Origin of the sequence: Pseudomonas sp. REP124 (assembly GCF_020164475.1) — a bacterium.
Lineage (GTDB): Bacteria > Pseudomonadota > Gammaproteobacteria > Pseudomonadales > Pseudomonadaceae > Aquipseudomonas.
Map to the genome: position 1 here is coordinate 13622 of NZ_JAIQWX010000047.1, position 26720 is coordinate 40341.

Genomic DNA, 26720 nt, shown 5'->3' on the forward strand with positions numbered 1-26720 from the left:
CCTCCTCAGACCTGGGCTTGCGCCAACGCCCGGGCATTCTGCAGACGCCGGGTGAGCAGGGCCGCGCCTGCCACCAACGCTCCGCACAGGCTGATGACCAGCGCCATCGGCATGGCGCTGCCGTCGTGCAAAACTCCCACCAGCGCGGCGGCGCCCGCTGCCACGCTGAATTGCAGGCAGCCAAGCAATGCCGAAGCACTGCCCGCCCTCGCACCCTGACCGTTCATCGCACAGGCAGAGGCGTTGGGAAGAATGCAACCAAGGCTGGAAATGCAGATAAACAGTGGTATCAACAACGGCCACAATTTTTCGGTGTGCAAGGCACTGACCGCCAGCAGAGTCAAACCTGCGCCAAGGTAAACCCATACCGCGCGAGCAAGGAGGAACGCCGGCCCGCGTCTGGACAACAGCCGCGCATTGACCTGGGCTACCAGAATGAAGCCAGCGGCGTTGGCGCCGAACAGCCAACCGAAATGCTCGGCCGGCACGCCATAGAGTTTAATGAACACGAACGGTGAGCCGGCGATGTAAGAGAACATGCCGGCGATGGCGATACCGCCGGTCAGGGCATGGCCCAGGTACACCTGATCCTTCAGCAGACGACCGTATTGGCGCAGCGCCCCGGACAGCGGCTGGCGCGGGATATTGGCCGGCAGGCTTTCCGGAAGGCCGATGGCGACGGCCAGACCGGCCAATGCGCTGAAACCGGTCAATGCGAGGAAGATCGACTGCCAGCCGGAGCTATTGACCAGCAACCCGCCGAGCATCGGCGCCAGAATCGGCGCCAGGCCCATTACCAGCATCAACTGCGAAAAGACCTTGGCCGCCCCCACCGCATCACATTTATCGCTGACCACCGCCCGGGCAATCACCATGCCGGCGCAGCCGCCCAAGGCCTGGACGAATCGCGCGCCGATCAGCCATTCCAGGCTCGGTGCATAGGCACACGCCAGGGACGCCAGGGTAAACAGCCCGACACCGGCCAACAATGGAATGCGCCGCCCGAAGCGGTCTGCCACTGGCCCGTAACCCAATTGCCCGATGGACAAACCGAGAAAATACGCCGCCAGGGTCAGTTGAACGTGATTTTCGTCAGTGCCGAAGGCTTGCGCCATTGCCGGGAAGGCCGGCAGGTAAAAATCGATCGCCAACGGACCGAAAGCGCTCAAGGCGCCGAGAATAAGGATTGTGCGGAAATTCATCAGGCATCCAGTTGGGCAGAAGTCGGCAGGCCCGACAGTCTAGCCGCGCATGGACGCCTTGAACATTCCGATAGCTCGCTAACTATTAAAAAGATCAGGCCAGCTTGACGCCGTAGCCTTCTTCGCTGATCACCGCGATCACCTGCTCAGCCGACAGCGACGACTCGACGCCTACTTCCTTCGCCGCCAGATCGACGCGCACGCTGGCCGCCGGATCCTTGGCCTGGACCGCTTGGGTGATGGCCCTGACGCAGTGACCGCAGGACATGCCTTCGACATTGAATACTTGCATGGGACGACTCCTTTCATGACGCATTTGAGTGAGGTTGCCGGCAGTGTCGAGCTTGCCACCATGGCAAGGTCAAGTTCTGAAGTGATCTGCCGGGCTGGCAATTGACGCCGCGCTCGGCCAAGCTGCGTCCATTCATGTTTCGATCTCAGGAGATTCAGCCATGCGCTGGTCAGCTTTCAGCCTGTTTGGCCTGCTCGGCCTTTTCGCCGCCATGCCTTCGGCCCATGCCGCCGGGGAAGACTACGGCGTGCTGATCATTTCCCGCGAGCGACTGGAAGTCGCGACCAGTTGCGAAATTGGCGTGTACATCCATGACCAGCTCTCCGCGCGCCTGTTCCAGGAGCAAAGCACCTCGTTCAACCTGCCGCCGGGCAATATTTCCCTGCGCCTCAAGTTGCTGCCGGGCCAGGTGCCGGGCTGCAACCCGGGCATGCTGGCACCGGGTTCGCAGGACATCACGCTGCGCGCGGGTGACGTGCAGAAGTACCGGATTGCGATGACGCAGGAAGGGATGTATCTGAAGCGCACGGGTCTGGGATACTGAGTCGCCTGTCACAAATACTGTGATGTTCACAATTCCATGTGGGAGCGGGCTTGCTCGCGAAGAGGCCGGCAGACCCATCACAGGTGGCGCCTGACACTCCGCCTTCGCGAGCAAGCCCGCTCCCACAGTGTTTTGTGTACATCTCCACCTCCCCGAAAGCTGCGATCTTTTGATCTTCAACAAGGCACTTGACCTTGCCAGCATGGCAAGGTTGATCCTGTAGACATCTTCTACAGGGAGCGTGCCCCATGTCCGACACCACCACTTTCGATCTGCCGATTGCCGGCATGACCTGCGCCAGTTGCGCCGGGCGTGTCGAGCGGGCGTTGAGCAAAGTCATCGGCGCCAGTGCCGTCAGCGTGAATCTGGCCACCGAGCAGGCGCGGGTCCAGGCGCCGGCCGATAGCCTTCCGGCGCTGATGGACGCCGTGCACAAGGCCGGTTACAGCGTCCCGCAGCAAAGTCTTGAATTGAGCATCGACGGCATGACCTGCGCTTCCTGCGTCGGTCGCATCGAACGCGCGTTGAACAAGGTGCCGGGGGTCAAAGCCGTCAGCGTCAACCTGGCCAACGAACGTGCTCATCTGGAATTGCTCGGGCAGATCGATGCGCAATCCCTGATCGACGCTGTGACCAAGGCCGGTTACAGCGCCAGCGTCTGGCAAGCCGACCATCCGCAAACGGACACTCAACAAAACCGCCTGCACCGCGAACGCTGGGCGTTGATCGCGGCCATCGCCCTCGCCTTGCCGCTGGTCTTGCCGATGTTGCTGCAACCCTTCGGCGTGCACTGGATGCTCCCGGCCTGGGCGCAGTTCGCGCTGGCCACGCCGGTGCAATTCATCTTCGGCGCTCGGTTTTATGTGGCCGCGTGGAAAGCCGTGCGTGCCGGTGCCGGCAACATGGACTTGCTGGTCGCCCTCGGCACCAGCGCCGGTTATGGCTTGAGCGTCTACGAATGGGCCACCGCCGCCGGGCGCATGCCGCACCTGTATTTCGAAGCGTCGGCGGTGGTGATCGCCCTGGTGTTGCTGGGCAAATACCTGGAGAGCCGCGCCAAGCGCCAGACCGCCAGCGCCATCCGCGCCCTGGAAGCGCTGCGCCCGGAACGGGCGATTCAGGTGATCGACGGCCGCGAACAGGAGGTCGCGATCAGCGCCCTTCGCATCCATGATCTGGTGCTGGTCAAACCCGGCGAACGCTTCCCGGTGGACGGTGAAGTGGTCGACGGCCAGAGCCATGCCGACGAAGCGCTGATCAGCGGCGAAAGCCTGCCGGTCCCCAAACAGCCTGGAGACAAGGTCACCGGCGGCGCGATCAATGGTGAGGGCCGGTTGCTGGTGCGGACCCAGGCGCTCGGTGCCGAAACGGTGCTGGCGCGGATCATTCGGCTGGTGGAGGACGCCCAGGCCGCCAAGGCGCCGATCCAGAAACTTGTGGATAAAGTCAGCCAGATCTTCGTCCCGGTGGTTCTGCTGCTGGCCCTGGCGACCCTGATCGGCTGGTGGCTGTACGGCGCACCGCTGGAAACCGCGCTGATCAATGCCGTCGCCGTGCTGGTGATCGCCTGCCCTTGCGCTCTGGGCCTGGCGACGCCAACCGCGATCATGGCCGGCACCGGAGTGGCGGCGCGCTACGGGATTCTGATCAAGGACGCTGAAGCTTTGGAACGCGCCCACGAGGTCAACGCCGTGGTGTTCGACAAGACCGGCACCCTGACGTCGGGCACCCCGCGCATCGCGCACTTGAAGGCCCTTGATGGTGACGACGCCAAATTGCTGCAACTGGCCGGTGCCCTGCAACGCGGCAGCGAACATCCGCTGGCCAAGGCTGTGCTGGATGAATGTGCGCAACGGGGTCTGGACGTGGCGGATGTCAGCGACAGCCAGTCGCTGACCGGGCGCGGCATTGCCGGCAGCCTCGAGGGTCGGCGCCTGGCATTGGGTAATCGACGTTTGCTCGAGGAAAGCGGTTTGAACGCCGCGCCTCTGGCTGATCTCGCCAGTGAGTGGGAAGCCGAAGGCCGGACCCTGTCCTGGTTGATCGAACAAGGCCCTGCGCCGCAGGTATTAGGCCTGTTCGCTTTCGGCGACACTCTGAAACCCGGCGCTCTGCAGGCCGTGCAACAACTCGGCGCCCGTCAGATCGCCAGCCACCTGCTGACAGGCGACAACCGTGGCAGCGCCAAAGTGGTGGCCGAGGCGCTGGGCATCCGCCATGTGCACGCTGAGGTGCTGCCGGCGGACAAGGCGGCCGAAGTTGCGGCATTGAAGAAATCCGGTGTGGTGGCGATGGTCGGCGACGGCATTAACGATGCACCGGCGCTGGCGGCGGCAGACATCGGCATCGCCATGGGCGGTGGTACCGATGTGGCCATGCACGCTGCCGGGATCACCCTGATGCGCGGCGATCCGCGATTGGTGCCGGCGGCATTGGAGATCAGCCGCAAGACCTACGCGAAGATCCGGCAAAACCTGTTCTGGGCGTTCGTCTATAACCTGATCGGCATTCCTCTGGCAGCGTTCGGTTTCCTCAATCCGGTGCTCGCTGGTGCCGCAATGGCCTTGTCGAGTGTGAGCGTGGTGAGCAATGCGCTACTGTTGAAAACCTGGAAACCCGAGGATCTGGAGGACAATCGATGAACATCGGCCAAGCAGCCCGCCACAGCGGCCTGAGCGCGAAGATGATCCGTTATTACGAGTCCATCGGACTGCTCAAGGCGGCCCATCGCACTGACAGCGGCTATCGGTTGTATGGCGAGGACGACCTGCACACCCTGGCGTTCATCAAGCGTTCCCGGGACCTGGGGTTTTCTCTGGAGGAAGTCGGCAAGCTGCTGACCCTCTGGCAGGACCGCCAGCGCGCCAGTGCCGATGTGAAAGCCTTGGCGCGACAGCACATCGATGAGCTGAACCAGAAAATCCGCGAGTTGGGGCAGTTGCGCGACACCTTGCAGGATCTGGTGGAGCATTGTCAGGGCGACCACCGGCCCGATTGTCCGATTCTCAAGAATCTTGAGTCGGGGTGTTGTGCGGCTCCGGTTCAGGCCTGAGGCATTGATGCTGAATGTACCGGCCTCTTCGCGGGCAAGCCCGCTCCCACAGTGGTCGTGGGTGTTCATGAAATCTGCGCACACCGCCAATCCCTGTGGGAGCGAGCTTGCTCGCGAAGAGGCAGGCAGCTTCAACATCTCGATTGCCTGACACATCGTCTTCGCGGGCAAGCCTCGCTCCTACAAGGGGTTGGGGTGGCCGCCATTTTTGTGAACAACCTGAGAAACTGTAGGAGCGAGGCTTGCCCGCGAAGGCTGACTGTCAGGCAACATCAATCCTGAATCTGCAGCCCGCCCACAAAAAAACCGGCCGAAGCCGGTTTTCTGTTTTAACCGATCACTGCAACCAAGGTGGTGGCGGTTCTTCGGTTTTGTTTGGCGGTGCATCATCCGCCGCACGAGCTGCCTGCTTGCGCTCCTCGTCGCGGCGTGCGGCTTCGATCTCGCGCATCACACCGCCGACATCGGCCAGTTCTTCCGTATCGGCGAATTCGCCGGTCAGGACGCTGCCCGGGTGCAAGGTGCCAGCCTCGTACAAGGCCCACATCTCCTTGGCATAACGGGTCTGCTTCAGTTCCGGCGCGAACCGTCCGAAGTAACCCGCCATGTTGCCCACATCCCGCTCCAGCATGCTGAAGGCGTGGTTATTGCCCGCCGCGTCCACCGCCTGCGGCAAGTCGATGATCACAGGGCCGGTCGGGGTCAACAGCACGTTGAACTCCGAGAGGTCACCGTGCACCAGACCGGTACACAGCATCAGCACGATCTGCGATATCAGAAAGGCGTGGTACTCGCGCGCCTGTTCCGGCTCAAGCACCACGTCGTTCAAACGCGGCGCGGCGTCGCCGTATTCGTCGGCCACCAACTCCATCAGCAGTACGCCTTCGAGGAAGTCATACGGCTTGGGCACCCGCACACCGGCATTGGCCAGCCGGAACAGCGCTGCCACTTCCGCGTTCTGCCACGCGTCTTCGGCCTCCTTGCGGCCGAACTTGGAACCCTTGGCCATGGCCCGGGCCTGACGGCTGTTGCGCACCTTGCGACCTTCCTGATACTCGGCCGCCTGGCGAAAACTGCGTTTGTTCGCCTCCTTGTAGACTTTCGCGCACCGCAACTGATTGCCGCAGCGCACCACATAAACAGCTGCTTCCTTCCCGCTCATGAGCGGTCGCAGCACTTCGTCGACCAGACCGTCTTCGATCAGGGGTTCAATGCGTTTTGGAGTCTTCATCAGCTTTTATTCTGGGTCCTTTATTACCAAACACGCGAAAGTCATTCGTTATACGGCAATCCTCCGTTTGCGGGGAGGGGGTGCCGACCTGTGAACAATGCCGATGCACACAATGTGCCGGTTTTATCACGAAAATCCGCGGACCATCCGCGGCCGCGGCGGATCATAGCCGAGCCCGATGCACTTGATAGCCGGGAGTCACAGGGGCATTTGTGACAGAAACCGACATCGAATCGCCACTGTTACAGGATTTTTCCAAACGGCCCTCAATTTCCTCCGACAACAGCCGAAGCCCTGAGTGACAAATTGATTTGTCCGACAATCCTTTCCTACAGAAGAAGGACGTCGCCGCCACGGACCCGGGCCATAAAAAAATACGGCTGCCAATAAACCGCGAGTCATCTGCACTGCGTGGGCTTACAAGAAAATCTGGAGCGCGGATGAACATCAAACAGAAATTGACCTGGGCGTTTGCAATCATCGCCTGCTTGCCCGTGGTGCTGGTCGCCACCCTCGTTGTGCTGAACTTGCGAAGTGATGCCCTGGATGGATTCGTCGACAGCAGCGGTCGGGAAATCCGTCAGGTCAGCAATGCCATGCAACTGTTCTTCGACGGCATCAGCCAGAACGTCGAGTATCTGGCCAACCAGCCGCTGATCAAGAATTCCGACGACAGCATCAAGACCTACATGAGCGCCAACGCCGACAGCGTGCCAAAGGGCGATATGGACAAAAAGGTCTTCACCTTCCTGCAGGACCTGGGCAACGCTCATCCGTCCTACGCCTACGCCATCCTCGGCACCGCCGCCGGCGGCTACGTGTCGTGGCCGGACGATGAAAAGCTCACCAATTACGATCCGCGCCAGCGCCCCTGGTACAAGGCGGCCCAGGCCAAGCCGGGCAAGCCGTTCCGCACCGAGGCCTACTACTGGGCGCAGAACGACACCACCTACGTCAGCACCGTGCGCACCATCGACAACAAGCTGGGCACCAACGGTGGCGTGGTCAGTATCGACGTATCGCTCAAGCAGCTCACCGAGCTGGTCAAGCAGATCAAGCTGGGTGAAACCGGCTACCTGATGCTGCTGGAAAATACCGGCACCGTGCTGGTCGATCCGAAGAAGCCCGAGCACAATTTCAAGGCGCTGGGCAGCCTCGGCGACGGCTACGCGCAACTGGCCAAGGCAGGCAAAGGCGTGCTTGAAGTCGAACTCGACGGCGAGCTCTACATGGCCAACGTCTGGCCGTCGGAGCAATTGGGCTGGACCTTCATCGGCCTGATCAAGAAGAACGACGTGATGAGCACCGCGACCCAGCTGACCTGGTTGATCGCGATCATCGCCGCCGTGCTGGCCGTGATCTTCGCTGTGGTCGGCGCCAGTTTCGCCAGCGTTATCGTGCGGCCGATCCGTGGTGTGGCCGATGGCCTGGAAGGCATCGCACAGGGTGAAGGTGATCTGACCAAGAGCCTGGAAATCCGTGGCCGCGACGAAACCGCGCAACTGGCCAACTGGTTCAACCAGTTCCTGGCGGCAATCCGCAACCTGATCCAGAACATCGGCGGCGCCGCGACCAAGATCCTCGCCACGTCCAAGAGCTCGACCCAGGTCTCCAGCGACATGGCGGAAGCGGCCGGGCGTCAGCGTGAAGCGGTGGACATGGTGTCCACGGCCTTCCACGAAATGGTCGCCACCGCGAACGAAGTCGCTCGCTCCTGCAGTCAGGCGGCCGAGTCCGCCGACAGTGGTCAGCGTCAGGCCCGTGAAGGCCAGCAGCAGATTGACGCGGCGGTGAGCAGCGTGGATCGCCTGAGCCAGGAGATCGAACAGTCCGCCGAGTCGATGCAGCAGCTGGAACGCGACAGCAACGACATTCAGTCGATCCTCGGCACCATCCGTTCGATCGCCGAACAGACCAACTTGCTGGCCCTGAACGCGGCCATCGAAGCGGCACGTGCCGGTGAGCAGGGTCGCGGTTTTGCGGTGGTGGCGGACGAAGTGCGGGCCCTGGCCAAGCGCACCGCCGATTCCACGGCGGAAATCGACGGTTTGCTGGGCAACCTGGCCAAACGCACCAGCCAGGTCACGCAACAGATGCACGCCAGTCTGGAAGTTTCGCAGCAGTCGGTGACGCGCATCGGCGAAGCCCGCAACAGCTTCGGGCAGATCCGCGAATCGGTGGACGTGATCCGCGACATGAACACTCAGATCGCCACCGCGGCGGAACAGCAGCATCAGGTGGCTGAAGACATCAACCGCCACATCAGCCAGATCCATGGTGATGCGCAGTTGGTGGCGGAACTGGCGAACTCGGCGCGTCTGGATTCCCAGAGCCTGGCCGGGTTGTCCAATGAGCTGGATGGGTTGGTGCGGCGGTTCCGTACCTGATCCATCAGCACCGCAGATCCAGTGTGGGAGCGGGCTTGCTCGCGAAGAGGCCGTGTCAGTCACCAAATACGTCGACTGACACTCCGCTTTCGCGAGCAAGCCCGCTCCCACATTTAGGTCTGCCGAAACAATTCCCCCGGGGTAAACCCGAACAGTGATTTGAATGCCGCAATAAACGCCGACGTCGAGTCATACCCGCAAGCCAGCGCCGTGTTGGTCACGCTGTCACCTTCTTCCAGCAGGCTCAGCGACGACAACAGCCGCATCCGCTGGCGCCACCCGCGAAAGCTCAACCCGGTTTCGCGCTGGAACAGGCGCATCAGGGTCTTCTCCGACATGCCCAGGCGTTCGGCCCATTCCTGCAGGGTCACGGTGTGCTCGGGGTTTTCGATCAGCTCGTTGCACAACCCCAGCAACCGCTCATGGCGGGGTAACGGCAGGGAGAAGCCGACTTCTGGCAGGTTCGCCAGCTGATCCAGGAGCACGCTCACCAGCCGCGCCTCCTGACTGTCGCCCTGTGGATATTCCACCGGCATTTGGCAGAAACTCTTGATCAACTCCCGGGCCAGCGGCGTCACTTCCAGCACACGACAACGCCCGGCCGCCCATTGGCAATCCTCGCGACGCACATACAGGCTGCGCATCTCGGCACGCATCGAGGTCACGACCTGATGCTCGAGATCCGCCGGAATCCAGATCCCCCACTGCGGCGGCGCAAAGAAACTGCCTTCGGCGGTGTGCACGCCGAGAACACCGCTGATGGCGTAGGAGAATTGCACCCAGTCGTGGCTGTGGGCCGGGGTCCAGGAGCCGGCGTTCAGGCTCTCGACCCGAGCGTATAGCGGGCGCGGGAGTGTGGTGATGGGCGGGATGCGGCGTTCGAGGGACACTTGTCCGTTGGTCGGCATTGGTGGGCCTTGTGTTGCTGGACGGCTGATGGGGCGACGTTAGGCCATGTCCCACATCTATTCAACACCGCCGACCCATGTGGGAGCGGGCTTGCTCGCGAATGCGGTGTGTCAGTCGACGTTGATGGTGACTGACACGGCCTCTTCGCGAGCAAGCCCGCTCCCACAGGTCCCTCATTTCAATTGATCAAATTGTCAGCGTTCAATGATGGCGGTCACACCCTGCCCACCCGCCGCACAAATCGACACCAACCCCCGCCCCTTCCCCGCCGCATCCAGCAACTTCGCCAGGTTCGCCACAATCCTCCCTCCTGTAGCCGCAAACGGATGCCCCGCCGCCAACGAGCTGCCTTTGACATTCAGCCGGCTACGGTCAATCGAGCCCAATGGCGCATCCAGCCCAAGCCGGGTCTTGCAGTACTCCGCATCCTCCCAGGCCTTCAGCGTGCAGAGCACTTGCGCGGCGAAGGCTTCGTGGATTTCGTAGTAATCGAAGTCCTGCAGGGTCAGGCCATTGCGCGCCAGCAGGCGCGGTACGGCATATACCGGCGCCATCAACAGGCCCTCGGCGCCGTTGACGAAATCCACCGCCGCCGCTTCGCCGTCGCGCAGGTAAGCGAGGATCGGCAAACCGCGTTCCTTCGCCCACTCCTCGCTGCCCAGCAACACCAGCGACGCGCCATCGGTGAGCGGTGTCGAGTTGCCGGCGGTGAGCGTGCCCTTGGCGCTTTTTTCAAAAGCGGTTTTCAGGGTCGCGAGTTTTTCCAGGGTCAGGTCCGGGCGCAGGTTGTTGTCGCGGGTCAGGCCCAGGAAGGGCGTCATCAGGTCGTTGTGCCAACCTTCTGCGTAAGACGCGGCCAGCTTGTGGTGGCTTTCCAGCGCCAACTGATCCTGCGCCTCACGGGAAATGCCCCAGGTCTGCGCCATCAGCTCGCAGTGCTGGCCCATGGACAAACCGGTGCGTGGCTCGCCGTTGCGCGGGAACTCCGGAATCAGGTGCCGGGGGCGCAATTGCAGGAAGGTCTTGAGCTTGTCGCCGGTGGTCTTGGCGCGGTTGGCTTGCAGCAGGATCTTGCGCAGGCCCTCGCCGACGCTGATCGGAGCGTCGGAGGTGGTATCGACGCCGCCGGCAATGCCGCAATCGATCTGCCCCAGGGCGATCTTGTTGGCCACCAGCAACGCCGCCTCCAGCCCGGTGCCGCAGGCCTGTTGAATATCGTAGGCCGGGGTCGTGGGCGAGAGCCGCGAACCGAGCACGCACTCGCGGGTCAGGTTCATGTCCCGCGAATGCTTGAGCACCGCGCCCGCCACCACTTCGCCGATACGCAGGCCATGCAGGTTATAGCGCTCGATCAGGCCTTCGAGCGCGGCGGTCAGCATGTCCTGATTGCTGGCCGTGGCGAACGGCCCGTTGGAGCGGGCGAAGGGAATCCGGTTTCCGCCGATGATCGCGACGCGGCGCAATTGAGTCATGAAAAGCTCCTGATGAAATATTCAGATACCAAACCCTTCCCAGCCTCCGTAGGAGCGAAGCTTGCTCGCGAAGGCGGGGTTTCAGCCACATCGATGCTCACTGAAACAACGCCTTCGCAAGCAAGCTTCGCTCCCACAGGATTGCGTTGGGGTTGCGTGTCATAACGCACAAGCGTAGGCCTTATCTCGCGGACCGAACGACTGATTGCCAATCATGGTCCACACTTTGAACCCCAGCTTGCGGAGTGCGTTCCATGTCTGACCGCTATATCGAATTCGCCAATTCCTCCATCGGCCATCGCCTGGTCGGGGCCCTGGGTCTGCCGACGCCGGTGCGCCTGGAGCGCTGGCAGGCCGGTCGGCTGCGGCCGGTCGAGGGTGCGCTGCTGATCGGCGGCGGGCCACTGGCGCAGCACGTCAACGCCTTTGCCAACCGCCTGACCGACGCGATTTACAGCTACGGCACAGAACCCTCGACGGCCACCGAGTGGATTCCCGGCCACGGCCCGAAACTCAAGGCCGTGGTGTTCGATGCCAGCGATCTGCTGCAAACCGGGCAGCTCAAACAGTTGCGCGAGTTCTTCCAGCCACTGATGAAAAACCTCGAGCATTGCGCGCATCTGGTGATTCTCGGGCGTGATCCGCAGACCCTGAATGACCCGCTCGCCGCCAGCGCCCAACGCGCCCTTGAAGGTTTCAGCCGCTCGCTGGCCAAGGAGCTGCGCAGCGGCAGCACCCTGCAACTGATCTACGTCGGCGAAGGGGCCGAAGATCAGCTCGAAGGTCCGCTGCGGTTTTTCCTCTCGCCGAAAAGCGCGTTCATCTCGGGACAAGTGATTCGCCTCAACGCCTGCGACACCCAAGTGAGCGACTGGACTCGACCGCTGGCCGGACGCAAGGCGCTGGTCACCGGCGCGGCCCGGGGCATCGGCGCCTCCATCGCCGAAACCCTGGCTCGGGATGGTGCCGACGTCATCCTGCTCGATGTGCCGCCGGCGAAGAACGATCTCGACGCCCTCGCCGCACGCTTGGGCGGCAAGAGCATCACCCTGGATATCTGCGCCGAAGATGCCGCCACGCAACTGATCGAGCACCTGCCCGACGGCGTTGACATCGTGGTGCACAACGCCGGGATCACCCGGGATAAAACCCTGGCCAACATGACCCCGGACTTCTGGGACGCGGTGCTCGCGGTCAACCTCAATGCGCCGCAGGTACTGACTCAGGCACTGCTCGACAGCGGCACGCTGCGTGACAATGCGCGGGTGATTCTGCTGGCCTCGATCAGCGGCATCGCCGGCAATCGCGGCCAGACCAACTACGCAGCGAGCAAGGCTGGGTTGATCGGTCTGGCGCAGGCGTGGGCGCCTGCGCTGCTGGAGCGGGGCATCAGCATCAACGCCGTGGCTCCCGGTTTCATCGAAACGCAGATGACAGCGAAAGTGCCGTTCGGCCTGCGCGAAGCCGGGCGACGCATGAGTTCCCTCGGCCAAGGCGGCCTGCCGCAGGACGTGGCCGAAGCGGTGGCGTGGCTGGCGCAACCGGGCACCGGTGCCTTCACCGGGCAAGCCTTGCGCGTGTGCGGGCAAAGCGTTCTGGGGGCCTAGACATGACCACTGACTGGCACCAACTCGATCGCGAACCCGGCCTGCCGGCGCTTTATGCGAAGGCTGCGACGCGGCGAAAAATTACTGGCACCACCCTGCCCGACACCGGTTTGCGCTGCTGGGTGGATATCGATCCCCAACGCCTGGAGGCCTATCGCAAGGTCTGCGGTTTCGCCGACAGCAGCCTGCTGCCGCCGACTTATCCACACATCCTCGCTTTCGCCTTGCAAATGCAGCTGCTCACCAGCCACGAGTTTCCGTTTCCCCTGCTCGGGCTGATCCACTTGAGCAACCGAATCCGCGTGTTGCGCCCCATGGGCGGTCTGCATCGGGCGCAAGTCAGTGTGCGCGTGCAGAACCTGCAACCCCATGCCAAGGGCGCGACTTTCGATTTGCTGACGACTTTGGAAGATCAGCTCGGGACGCTGTGGGAGGCGCAGAGCACGATGCTCTGTCGCGGGGTGAAGCTCGAGGGTGAACCGGTGGAAGAGGTATTCGCCTCAACTTTGCCCCTCACCCAGATCGCCCAATGGAAAGCCCCCGCGGATATCGGCCGGCGCTACGCCAAAGTCTCCGGCGACTACAACCCGATTCACCTGAGTGCGGCCAGCGCGAAGTTGTTCGGTTTCCCCTCAGCCATCGCCCACGGACTGTGGAACAAGGCCCGCACACTCGCGGCGCTGGAAGAGCATTTGCCGACGGCGGATTACGAGATCGCGGTGCAGTTCAAGAAGCCGGTGCGGCTGCCCAGTGAGGTGGCGCTGCTGGCCAGTGCGGCGGGGTCGAGTGGGGAGTTGCAGTTGATCGGCAGTGGTGATCTTGAGCACATGGTAGGCAATTGGCAGCCATTGGCCTGACTGTCCCCAATCCACTGTAGGAGCGAGCACGCTCGCGATGGTCGTCAACGATAACGCTGGGCGCCTGACACCCAGCGGTGTTCCGGCGTTCATCGCGAGCGTGCTCGCTCCTACAGGGGGCGGGGACGATTGAATTGTGTATATCACTTAAGTATCCATTCTCCGCGGCGCCTTCCTGACTCATTGATTTCACGGCAATTTTTCCTCATCACCGCCTCGCATTAATACCAATTCAATAATGGCGCGCCACCGCCCTTGCGACTGTCATGTAAACAACGGACGAAGGAATGGCCGGCAACAGAATCGGTCAGCCCTCGATGACAACGACGTTGCTACAGGTGCAGGGACTCTCAACCATGAACAATCAGGTGTGGCACAAATCGGCAATCGCATTGGCGCTCGCGCTTTCCCTCGGACTCACCGGCTGCAGCAGCGGCGGTGGCGGTCATCACAGCAGCCCGGACAGCTCCTCCTCGGATGGCGGCACGGCGGGCACCGGTGGAGCGGGTGGCGGTAGCGGTGGCGCAGGCGGTTCTGACGGCACCGCTGGCACCGGCGGCGGTGGCACCACCAATCCGACTGATCCAACCAACCCGACAAACCCTACCGATCCGACGAACCCAACCAATCCGACCGATCCCACAAATCCGACCAACCCGGGCGCAACGCCACTGGTCACCACCACCCTGGTGCAGGACGTCGGCAACACCGTCAGCGGCGTGGGCTCAGGCGTCGGGCAGATCGGCGATTCATTGAGTTCCGTACCGGTGGCAGGCGGCGTCGTGCAAAGCGTGGCCAATACCACCGGCAATGTGGTCAGCACCCTGGGCGATGGCGTAGCCAATGGCGTAGGCAAACTCGGCACCGATCCCAATGGCCTCGGCGTCACGGCATCGGCAGTAGGCGGAGTGGTACAGGATCTTGGCAACGGCGTTTCCGATGTCAGCGGCAAACTGGCCACGGCCACCAGCAGCGTTCCAGTCGTTGGCGGCGTAGTGACCCGGGTCGCTCCGGTGCTCGATGGCGTCGGCGAACGCGTCACCATGCTCGGCGACACCCTGAGCACCGCCACAACCACTGGCCCTCTGGGCAACGTCACCCAGGAAGTAGGCAGCAAACTGGTGCCGGTGATCGCCATGGTCGAGAGCACCACCGACAAAGTCGGCAGCGCCACCGGGTTGGGCGATCCGCTCAAGGGTGTGGTGAAACAGGTCGGCGATACCGTCAATGGCGTGGGCACCAAAGTCACCGATGCCGGCAACGGCAATGCGCTGACCAATACCGTGGGCGGTGCGGTGAGTAACGTCGGCACCACGGTCGGCAAAGCCGGTGGCCTGGTATCCAATGGCACAGGCTCGGGCGGCAGCACACCGGGCGCAGGCGGCCTGCTTGAAACCGTCGGCGGCGCGGTGGTCAACGTCGGCAATGGTCTGAACATCGGCAACAGCAATGGAACGGTGAGCGCGGCAGGCATTACCGGTGTAGCCGGCGGTAATCTGGTCGCCAGCGTCGGCGGTGCACTGGGTGGCAGCGGCGTGGCCAACACCGCCCCGACTGCAGCGCTGGGTACGCTTGGGACGAACGTCGGTGCGGCGATCAACCCGGTCACCACGGCGGTATCGGGGCTGACTCAAAACGTCGGCGCCAGCACCGGACTCGGCGCTCCTGTCGCGGGTCTCACCAACCAGGCGGGTGGTGCAGTCGCCAATCTCGGCACTGCGATAGCGGGCAGCAATGCCAACCCGGTGGTCACGGCCCTTGGTAATACCGTGACCACCGTGGGGGGCACCGTCGCTGCCGCTGGCGGCCTGGTCAATGCCGGCACTGCAGGCACTGGCGCGACCGGCACACCCGGCGGGCTGGGCGGTGTCATCGGCGGACTCACCGGCGCCCTGGGCGGCAACAGACGCTAGCTTGCACCTGGCCGTCGGCAGGCGGCCTTACCTACAGCGCCTACACTTGGTTGAGGGCGGAAGATGTTGCTCAGTCTTCCGCCTTTTCTTTGGGTCACGAAGATCCAGGTGCTACAGCGATCGAACAGGGAGTGTCCTATGCGCGCCACGGCTTTTTTGTTGTTGTTTCCCCTCTGCTCCACCCTCCTCGCCGACACCCTGCCCAGCTTCCTCAACAGCAACGAAACCATCCGTAACCTGCCGGTGCCGAATCTGCCCGCCGACGCCTACCGCCCGACTGCCACGCCGCCGCAGGTCCCCGAGCCCGGCGCGCGTCAGGAACCGTTGATGATGGACACCAAAGTGCAGCTCAAGAACGTGCAGATCCAGGGCGGCACGATCTACCCGCTGGAGGAACTGGCGGCGCTTTATCAACCTTTGCTCGGCCGTGAAAGCAGCCTCGCCGACCTGATTGAAGCGACCCGCAGCATCACCCGTCGTTATCAACAGGATGGCTACTTGCTGTCCTACGCCTTCCTGCCCCAGCAGAATTTCGACAACGGCACCGCGCGCGTGGTGTTGGTGGAGGGCTATATCAAGGATTACCAGTTGCAGGGCGACGTCGGCCGGGTCAAAGGCCTGCTGGATGAACTGGTGGCCAAACTGCAGGCCGAACGCCCGCTGACCCGCAAGACGTTCGAGCGCTACACCACGCTCATGAGCCGCATCCCCGGCGTGACCTTGCAAGCCCAGGTGCCGCCACCGGGCACCACCGACGGCGCGTCAACCCTGATCGCTCAGGCCAGCCGCAAACCCTTCACCAGTACCCTGAGCACCACCGAAGACAACCGCAACGGCACTCAGGCCCTGCTGGGTGTGAGCAGTAACTCCCAGACGGCGATGGGCGAACAGCTGACCCTCAGCGGCCTGTTTCCGCCGGGTGACGATAAAGAGCATTACTACCGCCTGGACTACAACCAGTTCCTCAATGCAGAGGGCACGCAACTGGCCCTGTCCGCTTCGCGCTACCGCGCCGATCTGGGCAGCAATGTGCGTCTGGACAACGGCCTCGAACTGGAACCCCATCGGGAGAACGATCGTTATTCCATCGGCTTCACTCACCCGCTGATCGCCTCGCCCAACGAAATCCTGAGCGCCGGCGCGCGCCTGTACGCCGTGGACGACAAGACCCGCTACAAGGTGGTGGGCTTCCCCTTGAGCGTCGAACAACGCACCGACATCCGCGCCCTGGCGTTCGAAAGCGACTGGCGCAAGGCCGACGCTCGCCAACTGCGCATCCTCAGCGGCGGGTTGTATCAGGGTATCGACGGCATGGGTGCCAATACCGACAACAGCGCCATCGACCTGGATTTCTTCCGGTTGCGTCTGTCGGGAGTGCAGAGCGACAAGTTCTTCGACAACTGGCAAGGCGTCCTCTCCGCCGCCTTCTACTGGAGCGACGACAGCCTGCCCGACAGCGAACGCGCCGTCTTCGGCGGCCAGAACTTCGGCCGCGGCTACCCCGACGACCAGACTTCCGGCGACAAGGGCTGGGGTGCGGCGTATGAGGTGAACTACAGCTTCAATCGCGAGGGCAGTTGGGTTCGGGTGCTGCAACCTTATGTGGTGCTGGACCGCGCCAAGACCTGGTTCAACAAATTGCCGGTCCAGGGCAACGACATGTCATCGGCGGCGGTGGGTTTGAGATTTGGCGATGCCAAGTACTACAACATCGCATTGGAAGCGGCCAAGCCGATGTCGGAGAAGGCGCTGGATACGTTCAATCGGCGGGCGCGGTATAGCATCAGTTTCAGTTATCAGTTGTAGGGAGGGGTTGGCCGGCAGGACGCCTTCGCGGGCAAGCCTCGCTCCTACAGGGCCTGTGTTGGACACAAAATTGAGGACGACGCAGGACCACTGTAGGAGCGAGCTTGCTCGCGATGGAGGTCAACGATGACGCGGGAAAACTGGATAAATGCATTGCCCAGGCTCACTCCCGCAAAAAAGCTCAAGAGCCGCTGGCGCGCACGTCCGGCAACGGAAACAGATTGTTCAACGTCTCCAACAACCGCACGTGATAAATCGGCTTGCGAAACAAATCCAGCACATGCAACCGCAACATGTCACTGACATCCTCCATATCCGCATGCCCCGACATCACGATCACCGGCAGATGCTGGCGCGAGGTGTGCTCGCGCAAGCGCTTGATCAGCGACATGCCACTCTCCTCCGGCATGCGCAGGTCGGTGATGACCAGCGCAATGTCCGGATGACGGGTGAGATGGTGCAGAGCCAGTTTCACGGACGTTGCGGTAAAGACATCGAAGCCTTCGCCCTCCAGCAACTCCGCCAACTCGAGCAAAGCGTCTTCTTCGTCATCGACCAGAAGAAGTTGTTGGCGGGAAGAGGCAGGAGCACTCATGCGCGACACCGGTAGTAAAGTAAGCACTGACATTAGGACCCGCCTTCAGCTATGGCAAATGACCGTCGCATCAGGACGACTTAGGAACGAGTGCACCCGAAATTTTTCCGAATACCGTCCCGATGTCGCCCGCAATACCCGAACTGAGCCCCGCAATGACCACCGCCACCATCGCCGCCACAATCGCATACTCGATACCTGACGCGCCCTCGGTATCCCTCGCCAATCTCCTGCAGAAAGACAAAACGAGTTCCGACTTGACCTTGCTAACCAGCTTCGAAAAAGACATGACCGATCTCCTGGCGCACCCGGGTGTTGCATGAGCGCAACATGATTTCCCTATGCCAGCATCAGCATTGTCGGCATTTTCCAACCCAACAACTGTAACAACGGACTAATCACAAAGTATTAGTCGCTTCGTTGACGCCAGAAAAACCGACATTTCGTCGTAATCATTTACTTTTATTGAATTTTTTCAGCTTCGTAATGGCATTTCGCTCTAGCTGCGCTACCGTCCAATAGCGAAATAGTTCCATGTTCATAGCTGCCTGATTGCGAAGTTGTCTCGTCGGATGAAACGGGGTCTTTGCGCAGCAGGAAAGGGAGAGCCGTCATGAACAGCCGTATCATTCTGGGCCTTGCCGGACTGTCACTGGTGGGCGCTGTATTTGCAGGGTATTGGGGCCTGACGTTGACCCAACAACCGGCACCCGCGCTCGTTGCGCAATTGAGCGACACTCCACCAACCTCCCCGCTTCAGTCACCCGCGCAACAGACAGAAGACACCACCCGCAAACCGGTGGTGGTCTTGCAACGCGACGTGGCCCCCTTCGCACAAATCACCGCCGACGACGTCGCCCTGGAAAAACTGCGCACCGTCCCCGCCGGCAGCCTGACCAGCCTCGATCAAGCCATCGGCCGCACCCCGTGGCGCGCCCTCAAGGCCGGCAGCTGGCTCAACGACGAAAGCTTCGACGCCGGCGGCAGCCTGGCGCGAATGATTCGCCCTGACGAACGCGCGCTGGCCGTAGCCGTGGACGAAGTAGTCAACGCCGGCGGGCAACTCGCGCCGGGAGACTATGTTGATGTGCTGCTGTTTCTGCGCATGGACACCACCAACCCGCAGGCCTCGTCCCAACTGGTGATCCCGGCCCTGCGCGTACTCGGAGTGGGCGAGCAGATGGGTCTGACCAACGACGGCCAACCCGCCAACCCTGCCCATGGCAACGACGACAAACTGCGTCAGGAACAACAGCGCGCCAGCGCTCGCACCGTGCTGCTGGCCGTGCCCGAACCACTGATCAGTCGCCTGATGCTCGCTGCGCAGGCCGGAGTTTTGCGCCTGGCCGTGCGCAGCGCCGAGGAAAACCGCCTGGCCCGGTACTGGGCCGGTGAAAGCGATTCGGCGGCCAACCTGGCCAATGCCGACCGCGAACTGATTCAGTTCAACGAGCTGGCCATGACCCCGCCGCCGAAGAATGTCATGGCCATCGGCGCCTCCACACCCGCGCGCAAAGCGGCCGTGGAAGTCATTCGCGGCAATGAAACCACGCAAAAGACCCCCTGAATCGAGCAAGGATGCCCTTTGATGCGCAGACGTTTTGTGCCGTTGTTCAACGGTTTGATCTGGGCCACCTTGATCAGCGGCGTGCCCGTGACGGCAGCCCTGGCCGCAAGCGGCAATTGTTCCGCGCTGGGCCCGATGCCGGCCACGATGGAAGTTGGCGAAGGAATGCAGCAGGAAGTCCAGTCGCCGGTCGCGATAACCCGCATCGCCGTGGGCGACCCGAAAATCGCGGATGTGCGGGTCAACGGCAACGACGCCTTCTTGCTCACCGGCATGGCCGCTGGCGCCACCAGCTTGATGGTCTGGACACCCTGCGCCAGCACCCCGCGCCAGAGCATGGTGTTTGTGAAAGGTCGCGCCACCGCCGCCATGACCACCGCCACCCGCCTGCCCTCCGATGAACCGGCACTGCCCTCGCAGGTGCAGACCGACATCCGCTTCGTCGAAGTCAGCCGCACCAAACTCAAGGAAGCCAGCACCTCAATCTACGGCAAGACCTCCAACTTCTTGTTCGGCTCGCCCGGCACCGTGCCCAACACCGGCGTGACGCCACGGGTGCTGCCGCTGCGCGATCTCGATCCGCGCATCGCCGTGCCGAGCATTCCGCTGGCCAACGACATGTACAACATCGTCGCCGGCGGCGGTAATTTCCTGGCGATCATCAATGCCATGGAAGGCAGCGGCTTCGCCTACACCCTGGCGCGGCCAAGCCTGGTGGCCCTGAGCGGACAGAGCGCCAGCTTCCTGGCCGGCGGTGAAATCCCGATCCCGATCCCCAGCGCCAACAGCAACAGCTATTCCATCGAATACAAGGAATTCGGTATCCGCCTGACGCTGACGCCAACGGTGGTCAGCAACGACCATATCGCGATCAAAGTCGCGCCCGAGGTCAGCGAGCTGGATTACAACAACGCCGTGACCATCGGCGGCACCACCGTGCCGGCCTTCACCATTCGCCGCACCGACACCAGCATCTCCCTGGCCGATGGCGAAAGCTTCGTCATCAGCGGTTTGATCAGCACGCAAAACACCTCGCAGGTGAACAAATTTCCGGGCCTTGGCGATATTCCGATTCTCGGCGCGTTTTTCCGCAGTTCCTCGATCAACCGCGAAGAGCGCGAGCTGCTGATGATCGTCACTCCGCATCTGGTCCAACCGCTGGCGGTCAACGCGAAGCTGCCTTCGTTACCGGGTGAAAACCTGCGCAACTACGACCCTAACTGGTATCGCCTGTACTTCCTCGAAAACGGTGATTTCGATAAACGCAGCGGGCTATCGCAATGAGCCAGAACCTGAGCCAGACCTTCCTCGCGATCACGCGTAGCAACACCGATCTTGAATGGTTGCAGGGCGCCCTCGCGCCGATGGGCCAGGTGGTCAGCGTCCCGGGCGACAGCCTCGACGAACTGCTGGCGCTGGTGGACGTGACCTTCGCCAGCCTGGTGTTCGTCGGTCTTGATCGCGAGCATCTGGTGGCCCAGTGCGCGCTCATCGAAGGTGCGCTGGAAGCCAAACCGATGCTGGCCATCGTCGCGTTGGGCGACGGCATGGACAACCAGTTGGTGCTCAATGCGATGCGTGCCGGTGCTCGGGATTTCGTTGCCTACGGCTCGCGTTCCAGTGAGGTCGCCGGGCTGGTTCGCCGATTGGGCAAACGCCTGCCGCCGGTGGCGCCGAACACCCAGTTGGGTGGCCTGACAGTGCTGTACGGGGTGCAGAGCAATGCCGATGGCGCGTTGCTCGCCAACCACATGGCGCAGGTGGTGCAGAAGAGCGGCCAGCAAACCCTGCTGCTGGATCTGGGTCTGCCCCGGGGCGACAGCCTGGCATTGCTGGGCCTTGAGAGTTCGTTCTATTTCGGCGATGCGTTGCGCCACGTGCGCCGCCTCGACGCAACGCTGATCGACAGCGCCTTCACCCGCTGCGAAGTCGGCCTGCGCATCCTCGCCTACGCCAACAATGATGAGCCGCTGGAGCACACCAGCGCCGCCGAGCTGTACATGTTGCTCAGCGCCCTGCGCCAGCACTTCCAGCACATCGTGGTGAACCTCACCGGGCAACCGGACAGCGAAGCCCTGCGCACCTTCGTCAGTCATTGCGACAAGCTGCTGTGGTACACCGACCAGAACGTGATCGATTGCCGCCGCAATCTCGCGGTGCTCAATCTTTGGCGGGAAAAAGGCATGAAACTCGATCACGCCAAGCTGCTGGTCGATCGCTATCTGCGCAGCGTCGCGCCGGACTCCGACGCCCTGGGCAAAAGCTTCGGCATGGAAATCATCGCCACTCTCGCCTACAGCCCCGAGGTGCGCCTGAACGCCAAGAACCAGGGCGTCACCCTGTTCGAACTGGCACCCCGGGAAGTGCTCACCCAGAGCCTTAAAACCCTCGGCGAACGCCTGGCCAAACGTTCCGAAAGCCTGGCCAAACCCAAGTCCTGGTTCAGTCGCTTGCGAGGTACCCAATGAGCGCTGAAAAACTCTTCGGCGGTCCCCAGCGCGGGGTCGCCGGCAACACCGACCATGAAGGCCTGAAGTTGGTGCTGCACCGCTACATCATTGACGCCATCGAAGAGTCCGGCAAAAACCTGCTGGAGGGCTCGCGGCAGGTGCTGTCGCAGTTCGTCATCGACAAGGTCGCCGAGTACATCGCCCGTCTGCACCTGGCGATTTCCCGCTATGAGATGGAGCGGCTGGCTGAAGAGATCGTCGACGAACTCACCGGTTTCGGGCCGCTGGAGGTTCTGCTGCGCGACCCGGCGGTGACCGAGATTCTGGTCAACGGCCCGCACCGGGTGTTCATCGAGCGCGACGGTTTGCTGCATCAGAGCGATCTGCGTTTTATCGATGCCCATCACGTCGAACGGGTGATCCAGCGCATTCTCGCGCCGCTGGGGCGCCGGCTCGACGAGTCCTCGCCCATGGTCGATGCGCGTCTGCCCGACGGTAGCCGGGTCAACGCGATCATTCCGCCGATTGCCCTGGATGGCCCATGTCTGTCGATTCGAAAGTTCCGCCAGGACATGCTCAAAAGTACCGACCTGATGGCCATGCAGACCATCGATCAGGCGATCTATGAATTCCTTCAGGACGCCGTGGGCAAGCGCTGCAACATCCTGATCAGCGGCGGCACCGGCACCGGCAAGACCACTCTGCTGAACATCCTCAGCCAGTTGATCAACCCTCACGAACGCCTCGTCACTATCGAAGACGTCGCCGAATTGCAGCTCGGTCACCCTCATGTCGTGCGCCTGGAAACGCGGCCGCCGAATGCCGAGGGCCATGGCGAGGTCAAGGCCAGCGACCTGATTCGCAACGCGCTGCGGATGCGTCCGGACCGGATCATCCTCGGCGAGATCCGCGGCGTCGAAGTGGTCGATGTGATGACCGCGATGAACACCGGCCACGACGGTTCCATGAGCACCGTGCACGCCAACAATGCTCAGGATGCGCTATTGCGCCTGGAAACCCTGGTCGGCCTGACCGGGCGCAGCATCGCCGAACGCACCCTGCGTCAGATGATCTGCGCGGCGCTGGATGTAGTGATCCAACTGACGCGCATGCCCGATGGCCGCCGTTGCGTCAGCGAAGTGGTGGAGGTGATTGGCGTGCGCGAGGACGTGTATGTCACCAATACCCTGTTCCGTCTGGACCGGCGCAGCGGTTTCGGTTTCCTGCGCGAAGCGGTGAATCCGGCGGGCGACAAGTTGCGCCGCGACTCGCACTTTTCCCCCTCGACGTACTGAGGTCACGGCATGCTCAAACCCTTGCTGCTGATCCTGGTTTGCCTGGCCTTGCTCGGACTTTCGGTGCGCCTGTTCCAGCGCGGCCTGCGCCAGCCCGGCACCGAGCGTGCACTGGAACGCCTGACCCGCGGGCAACCGGAACCGGTGACGCAGAAAACCTCGTGGGCCGGTCTGGAGCGCGCCTTTCTGCGGGCGGGTTTGGGCCGCCCCACGGAGCGCCTGGGGTTGTGGCTCACGCTTTGGGGGTTGGGTGCGCTGCTCGGTTTGATGCTCGGCGGCTGGCTTGGGTTGCTCCTGCTCGCTGTACTGCCGCCGCTGCTGGTGCGGATGTATGTGCAATGGCGTTATCAGCGCAGGCTCAGGCGCATGGTCGAGCAACTGCCGCCGCTACTCGATCACACCGTGCGCAGCCTGAAGTCCGGTCGCACCCTGGCCGATGCGGTGCTCGGCGCCATCAATGCCTCTGAAGATCCGCTCCGGGATGCCATGGGCCGGGTACAGCGCAGCGTGCAGTTGGGCGTCAGCCTGCCGGATGCCGCGACGGACTTTGCCGAGCTGTACGACAAGGACGAACTGCGTCTGTTTGCCCTGGGCTTGAAGGTCAATCATCGCTACGGCGGCAATGCCAGTGAGCTGCTGGAAAACCTGATGAGGATGATCCGCGAACGCGAGCAGGCCTCTCGCCAGTTGCGCGCCATGACCGGCGAAACCCGGGTCACGGCGGTGGTGCTGGCGCTGCTGCCGGTATCGGTCGCTGGTTACTTTCTGATCACCAATCCCAAATACCTGATGAGCATGTGGAACGATGGCTCGGGGCAGATGATGCTGGTCAGCGCCATCGGCTTGCAGGTGTTCGGCTGTCTGGCGCTGTGGCGGATGTTGCGAAGCCTATGAACCCATCGATGCTGCTCAGCTCGCTGCTGTTTCTGACCGCGTCCCTGTTGCTGGTCAGCGTGGTATTGGAATTGCGGCGTCGGGCGCGTCAGGTGGTGCAGCGCCTGGACGGCAAAGCGCCGAGCGAACCGCGTTTCAGTCAGTGGCTGCATGCATTGGGCGCCAGCCGGCTCGGTCAGCGCACGGCCAGCCTGGATAACGAAACCCAGACCCTGCTCAACTGCCTGGGCTGGCGCACCGCGCGCAAACGCACCTATTTCGCCGCTCTGCAGGTCGGCGTTCCGCTCGCAGCGCTGTTCATGAGCCTGTTGATCCAGGCGCTGTTTTTTCCTCAAGCGAGCAATCACTGGATCGCTCCGACCTTCGCGGTCGGCATCGGTTATCTGCTGCCCAAGCGCCTGCTGGCGGCCGCCGCACACAATCGGCAGAAGCAACTGGCGATCGAGGTTTCCACCTTCATTCCGCTGCTGCGCATCCTGTTCGAATCGGGCATGGCCGTGGAGCAATCCCTGCGCGTGTTGAGCAACGACGGCAAACAACTGCTGCCGATCCTGACCCATGAATTGCGCCTGGTGCTGGCGCGGGTCGATTCCGGCCTGGAGCTGGGCGAAGAGCTGCACAAGGCCAGCCGCCTGATGGCGGTGGATGAATTCACCGACACCTGCGTGATCCTTCAGCAGTTGCTGCATCAGGGCGGCGGCGCCATGAAATCGCTGCTGTCGCTCAAGCAACTGCTCGATGACCGGCGCATGACGCGCCTGCAGGAATACATCTCCAAAATGTCCGCGAAAATGTCCGTCGTGATGATGTTGTTTCTCTTCCCGGCGCTGTTGATCGTACTGGCCGGCCCGGGCTTCACTGCCCTGACGCGAGCCTTTGCTTCCTAGAGGGAATGTGATGAAAGCATTGATAGCCGGTTTGAGTCTGCTGATGCTGGGCGGCTGCGCGAGCACCGGCCAGACACCCTGGAGCGCCCTGACCGATTCGGCCAGCTGCGGCAAATTGAGCTCCGAACAGCAACTGGCGATGAACCTCGCCGACGACATGGCCAAGGACGGCAAGCTGCACGCGAGCCTGGCCAATCTGGAAAACCTGCCGGGCAACATGGCCGACGTCCGTCTGCGCAAGGCCAAGGTGTATCGTCTGCTGGGCCGCAGCGAAGCCGAACCCTTGTACCGCAGCCTGCTCGGCGGCTGCATGGCCGCCGAAGCCGAACACGGCCTGGGCCAGCTCGCCGCCGCTCGCGGCGACAACGGTCAGGCTCAAGCACATTTGCAGCGCGCTGCTCGCCTGACGCCCACCGACGAAAAAATCCGCAACGACCTGGGCGTGGTGTACCTCAACCAACTGCGCCTGGAAGATGCCCGCTTCGAATTCCTCACCGCCATGGAGCTCAAGCAGAGCGACACGCTGGCCGCGCTGAACATGGTCACCTTGCTGATCTACCAGGACGACTGGAGCCGTGCCGCCGAACTGGTCAGCCGCGCCGGCCTGAGCCCAACCCAGGTCACCGAAGCCCAGGCCCGCGCGGAAAAACTCAAATCCCCGGCGAAAGTTTCTCCGACCGCCGCCGCACAAGTTGCCGCCGTCGCCACCCCGGCACTTCCGTAGGGAGCAAACCGATGAAACCCACCACCCTCTGCTGCCTCACCCTGCTGGCCTTTCCTGTGTTCAGCCACGCCATCGACTCCGGCCCCTCCTCGCCCCAACAGCAGGAAACCGAGGGCTGGCTGCAACTGCAACGCAACAACACCGCCGCCTCCCCCAAACTCCAGAGCGCCACCGCGACAGAACGCGAACTGGCGATGCAGCGTTGGTTGAAGAGCTACCAGCACGAGATTCCGGAGTTCTTTGATCAGTATGAAGGGGGGAAAGTGGATAGTGGGTCGGGGGAATAACCGCGTGCTTCCTGCAGGGACTGTGTAGGAGCTGTCGAGTGAAACGAGGCTGCGATCTTTCAAGATCAAAAGATCACAGTCTTCGGCAGCACTTACACGGGATTGGGCATCCGCCATCGCGAGTAGGCTCGCTCCCACAATTTTGGTCTGGGTACATTCGCAAAGTCGGGTTGTCTGTGAGGCCGCCTTCGCGGGCAAGCCCGCTCCCACAGTGGGTCGGTGTACATCCGTGAAATCAGGTCGTGTATGAGGCCGTCATCGCTGGCAAGCCAGCTCCCACAGATTTTGTGGTGGACGCAAAATCTGTGGGCGCCTCCGCACCACTGTAGGAGCGAGCATGCTCGCGATGGTGGTGGACGTTGACGCTGGCTGTCTGAATGCCCGCGGTGGCTGGGTGCTCATCGCGAGCAGGCTCGCTCCCACAATGGGTATGGGTACATCCGCAAAAATCGGGTTGGCTGCGAGGCCCTCTTCGCGAGCAAGCCCGCTCCCACATTGGGTCGGTGTAGATCCGCAAGATTGAGGTCGGCTACCAGGCCGCCTTCGCGGGCAAGCCTCGCTCCTACAGGTACGTGTTCGCTTAGGGGAATGCGGATAACCAACCTTCAGGTCGAGTGTCAGCTCGCCTCGGCTGCTTTTGCTTTGGCTGTTGATTTTGATCCACCCGCCCCATCGGCAGGCTGAGTGGAGGCGTTTATCCGGGGGGCAGGCGCGCAGCGCCGTGCGGCGAAGCCGCACACATCGAGAGG

At 62.5% G+C, this 26720-nt stretch carries 22 protein-coding genes and 2 pseudogenes; 17 read left to right on the forward strand and 7 right to left on the reverse strand.

Annotation, left to right across the window (positions count from 1 at the left end):
• Window positions 1-5: 5 nt before the first annotated feature.
• Complete coding sequence (locus K9857_RS13790; RefSeq protein WP_224536587.1) at window positions 6-1202, reverse strand: multidrug effflux MFS transporter; 1197 nt, start codon at window positions 1200-1202, stop codon at window positions 6-8.
• A 94-nt stretch (window positions 1203-1296) separates the two neighbouring features.
• Window positions 1297-1494, reverse strand: coding sequence for a heavy-metal-associated domain-containing protein (locus tag K9857_RS13795; RefSeq protein ID WP_175380324.1), 198 nt, complete (start codon window positions 1492-1494; stop codon window positions 1297-1299).
• A 160-nt stretch (window positions 1495-1654) separates the two neighbouring features.
• Between K9857_RS13795 and K9857_RS13800 the strand changes: the two genes are divergently transcribed.
• The 3 genes from K9857_RS13800 (at window position 1655) to cueR (ending at window position 5090) form a co-directional block, all read left to right on the forward strand.
• Window positions 1655-2038 (forward strand): hypothetical protein, encoded by a 384-nt coding sequence (locus K9857_RS13800; protein WP_224536589.1) that lies wholly within the window; start codon window positions 1655-1657, stop codon window positions 2036-2038.
• A 248-nt stretch (window positions 2039-2286) separates the two neighbouring features.
• The gene (locus tag K9857_RS13805; RefSeq protein WP_224536591.1) at window positions 2287-4680 is read left to right on the forward strand and encodes a heavy metal translocating P-type ATPase; all 2394 of its coding nucleotides are present in this window, start codon (window positions 2287-2289) and stop codon (window positions 4678-4680) included.
• Window positions 4677-5090, forward strand: a complete 414-nt coding sequence (cueR, locus tag K9857_RS13810; RefSeq protein ID WP_224536593.1) for a Cu(I)-responsive transcriptional regulator — start codon at window positions 4677-4679, stop codon at window positions 5088-5090. The genes K9857_RS13805 and cueR overlap by 4 nt, the downstream gene beginning before the upstream one ends.
• Before the next feature lie 337 nt (window positions 5091-5427).
• Here the strand turns inward: cueR and K9857_RS13815 are convergent, their stop codons facing one another.
• Entirely contained in the window at window positions 5428-6321 is an 894-nt protein-coding gene (locus K9857_RS13815) for a PA4780 family RIO1-like protein kinase (protein WP_224536595.1), read from the reverse strand.
• A gap of 596 nt (window positions 6322-6917) precedes the next feature.
• Between K9857_RS13815 and K9857_RS30530 the strand changes: the two are divergent.
• Together K9857_RS30530 and K9857_RS30535 are read left to right on the forward strand one after the other, a co-directional pair.
• Window positions 6918-7850, forward strand: a pseudogene (locus tag K9857_RS30530) (cache domain-containing protein); the annotation flags it as partial.
• 261 nt (window positions 7851-8111) lie between these two features.
• Window positions 8112-8708: pseudogene (locus tag K9857_RS30535) on the forward strand (methyl-accepting chemotaxis protein); the annotation flags it as partial.
• A 113-nt stretch (window positions 8709-8821) separates the two neighbouring features.
• Here the strand turns inward: K9857_RS30535 and K9857_RS13825 are convergent.
• Both K9857_RS13825 and K9857_RS13830 read right to left on the reverse strand, forming a co-directional pair.
• Window positions 8822-9616 carry an AraC family transcriptional regulator gene (locus tag K9857_RS13825; RefSeq protein ID WP_224536599.1) on the reverse strand — a complete coding sequence of 265 codons (795 nt, stop codon included), beginning with the start codon at window positions 9614-9616 and terminating at the stop codon, window positions 8822-8824.
• Between the two features lie 195 nt (window positions 9617-9811).
• Window positions 9812-11089, reverse strand: coding sequence for an acetyl-CoA C-acetyltransferase (locus tag K9857_RS13830; RefSeq protein ID WP_224536601.1), 1278 nt, complete (start codon window positions 11087-11089; stop codon window positions 9812-9814).
• A 254-nt stretch (window positions 11090-11343) separates the two neighbouring features.
• On the opposite strand from K9857_RS13830, the gene K9857_RS13835 reads away from it, so the two are divergent.
• From K9857_RS13835 to K9857_RS13850, 4 genes are all read left to right on the forward strand, one after another.
• On the forward strand, window positions 11344-12696 hold the full coding sequence (locus tag K9857_RS13835; protein ID WP_224536603.1) for a 3-oxoacyl-ACP reductase: 1353 nt from the start codon (window positions 11344-11346) through the stop codon (window positions 12694-12696).
• Between the two features lie 2 nt (window positions 12697-12698).
• Window positions 12699-13553: a MaoC family dehydratase gene (locus tag K9857_RS13840; RefSeq protein WP_224536604.1), complete on the forward strand. Its 855-nt coding sequence runs from the start codon at window positions 12699-12701 to the stop codon at window positions 13551-13553.
• Window positions 13554-13909: 356 nt separating this feature from the next.
• Window positions 13910-15466 (forward strand): collagen-like triple helix repeat-containing protein, encoded by a 1557-nt coding sequence (locus K9857_RS13845; RefSeq protein ID WP_224536606.1) that lies wholly within the window; start codon window positions 13910-13912, stop codon window positions 15464-15466.
• A gap of 138 nt (window positions 15467-15604) precedes the next feature.
• A complete protein-coding gene (locus K9857_RS13850; protein ID WP_224536607.1) occupies window positions 15605-17272 on the forward strand; it encodes a ShlB/FhaC/HecB family hemolysin secretion/activation protein in 1668 nt (555 codons plus the stop codon).
• A gap of 181 nt (window positions 17273-17453) precedes the next feature.
• On the opposite strand, the gene K9857_RS13855 is transcribed toward K9857_RS13850, so the two are convergent.
• On the reverse strand, window positions 17454-17867 hold the full coding sequence (locus tag K9857_RS13855) for a response regulator (protein WP_224536625.1): 414 nt from the start codon (window positions 17865-17867) through the stop codon (window positions 17454-17456).
• Window positions 17868-17937: 70 nt separating this feature from the next.
• Window positions 17938-18156, reverse strand: a complete 219-nt coding sequence (locus tag K9857_RS13860) for a Flp family type IVb pilin (RefSeq protein WP_224536628.1) — start codon at window positions 18154-18156, stop codon at window positions 17938-17940.
• Between the two features lie 324 nt (window positions 18157-18480).
• Here K9857_RS13860 and cpaB point away from each other — a divergent pair, with 324 nt between their 5' ends.
• From cpaB to K9857_RS13900, 8 genes are read left to right on the forward strand one after another with little or no spacing between them, the layout of a single operon-like run.
• Window positions 18481-19434 (forward strand): Flp pilus assembly protein CpaB, encoded by a 954-nt coding sequence (cpaB, locus tag K9857_RS13865; protein WP_224536631.1) that lies wholly within the window; start codon window positions 18481-18483, stop codon window positions 19432-19434.
• A 21-nt stretch (window positions 19435-19455) separates the two neighbouring features.
• The gene (locus K9857_RS13870; RefSeq protein WP_224536632.1) at window positions 19456-20718 is read left to right on the forward strand and encodes a type II and III secretion system protein family protein; all 1263 of its coding nucleotides are present in this window, start codon (window positions 19456-19458) and stop codon (window positions 20716-20718) included.
• The gene (locus tag K9857_RS13875) at window positions 20715-21902 is read left to right on the forward strand and encodes a CpaE family protein (RefSeq protein ID WP_224536634.1); all 1188 of its coding nucleotides are present in this window, start codon (window positions 20715-20717) and stop codon (window positions 21900-21902) included. The genes K9857_RS13870 and K9857_RS13875 overlap by 4 nt, the downstream gene beginning before the upstream one ends.
• Window positions 21899-23179, forward strand: coding sequence for a CpaF family protein (locus K9857_RS13880; protein ID WP_224536636.1), 1281 nt, complete (start codon window positions 21899-21901; stop codon window positions 23177-23179). Before K9857_RS13875 ends, K9857_RS13880 begins: the two co-directional genes overlap by 4 nt.
• A gap of 9 nt (window positions 23180-23188) precedes the next feature.
• Window positions 23189-24073 (forward strand): type II secretion system F family protein, encoded by an 885-nt coding sequence (locus K9857_RS13885; RefSeq protein ID WP_224536638.1) that lies wholly within the window; start codon window positions 23189-23191, stop codon window positions 24071-24073.
• Between the two features lie 8 nt (window positions 24074-24081).
• Window positions 24082-24960, forward strand: a complete 879-nt coding sequence (locus K9857_RS13890; RefSeq protein WP_411961568.1) for a type II secretion system F family protein — start codon at window positions 24082-24084, stop codon at window positions 24958-24960.
• 10 nt (window positions 24961-24970) lie between these two features.
• Window positions 24971-25684: a tetratricopeptide repeat protein gene (locus tag K9857_RS13895; protein WP_224536641.1), complete on the forward strand. Its 714-nt coding sequence runs from the start codon at window positions 24971-24973 to the stop codon at window positions 25682-25684.
• Between the two features lie 11 nt (window positions 25685-25695).
• A complete protein-coding gene (locus tag K9857_RS13900) occupies window positions 25696-25971 on the forward strand; it encodes a DUF3613 domain-containing protein (RefSeq protein WP_224536644.1) in 276 nt (91 codons plus the stop codon).
• The last annotated feature ends 749 nt before the right edge of the window (window positions 25972-26720 follow it).

Coding starts and splice junctions, on each gene's coding strand:
- K9857_RS13790 (WP_224536587.1), bottom strand. CDS start 1,202: ATGAATTTCCGCACAATCCTTATTCTCGGCGCCTTGAGCGCTTTCGGT.
- K9857_RS13795 (WP_175380324.1), bottom strand. CDS start 1,494: ATGCAAGTATTCAATGTCGAAGGCATGTCCTGCGGTCACTGCGTCAGG.
- K9857_RS13800 (WP_224536589.1), top strand. CDS start 1,655: ATGCGCTGGTCAGCTTTCAGCCTGTTTGGCCTGCTCGGCCTTTTCGCC.
- K9857_RS13805 (WP_224536591.1), top strand. CDS start 2,287: ATGTCCGACACCACCACTTTCGATCTGCCGATTGCCGGCATGACCTGC.
- cueR (WP_224536593.1), top strand. CDS start 4,677: ATGAACATCGGCCAAGCAGCCCGCCACAGCGGCCTGAGCGCGAAGATG.
- K9857_RS13815 (WP_224536595.1), bottom strand. CDS start 6,321: ATGAAGACTCCAAAACGCATTGAACCCCTGATCGAAGACGGTCTGGTC.
- K9857_RS13825 (WP_224536599.1), bottom strand. CDS start 9,616: ATGCCGACCAACGGACAAGTGTCCCTCGAACGCCGCATCCCGCCCATC.
- K9857_RS13830 (WP_224536601.1), bottom strand. CDS start 11,089: ATGACTCAATTGCGCCGCGTCGCGATCATCGGCGGAAACCGGATTCCC.
- K9857_RS13835 (WP_224536603.1), top strand. CDS start 11,344: ATGTCTGACCGCTATATCGAATTCGCCAATTCCTCCATCGGCCATCGC.
- K9857_RS13840 (WP_224536604.1), top strand. CDS start 12,699: ATGACCACTGACTGGCACCAACTCGATCGCGAACCCGGCCTGCCGGCG.
- K9857_RS13845 (WP_224536606.1), top strand. CDS start 13,910: ATGAACAATCAGGTGTGGCACAAATCGGCAATCGCATTGGCGCTCGCG.
- K9857_RS13850 (WP_224536607.1), top strand. CDS start 15,605: ATGCGCGCCACGGCTTTTTTGTTGTTGTTTCCCCTCTGCTCCACCCTC.
- K9857_RS13855 (WP_224536625.1), bottom strand. CDS start 17,867: ATGAGTGCTCCTGCCTCTTCCCGCCAACAACTTCTTCTGGTCGATGAC.
- K9857_RS13860 (WP_224536628.1), bottom strand. CDS start 18,156: ATGTCTTTTTCGAAGCTGGTTAGCAAGGTCAAGTCGGAACTCGTTTTG.
- cpaB (WP_224536631.1), top strand. CDS start 18,481: ATGAACAGCCGTATCATTCTGGGCCTTGCCGGACTGTCACTGGTGGGC.
- K9857_RS13870 (WP_224536632.1), top strand. CDS start 19,456: ATGCGCAGACGTTTTGTGCCGTTGTTCAACGGTTTGATCTGGGCCACC.
- K9857_RS13875 (WP_224536634.1), top strand. CDS start 20,715: ATGAGCCAGAACCTGAGCCAGACCTTCCTCGCGATCACGCGTAGCAAC.
- K9857_RS13880 (WP_224536636.1), top strand. CDS start 21,899: ATGAGCGCTGAAAAACTCTTCGGCGGTCCCCAGCGCGGGGTCGCCGGC.
- K9857_RS13885 (WP_224536638.1), top strand. CDS start 23,189: ATGCTCAAACCCTTGCTGCTGATCCTGGTTTGCCTGGCCTTGCTCGGA.
- K9857_RS13890 (WP_411961568.1), top strand. CDS start 24,082: ATGCTGCTCAGCTCGCTGCTGTTTCTGACCGCGTCCCTGTTGCTGGTC.
- K9857_RS13895 (WP_224536641.1), top strand. CDS start 24,971: ATGAAAGCATTGATAGCCGGTTTGAGTCTGCTGATGCTGGGCGGCTGC.
- K9857_RS13900 (WP_224536644.1), top strand. CDS start 25,696: ATGAAACCCACCACCCTCTGCTGCCTCACCCTGCTGGCCTTTCCTGTG.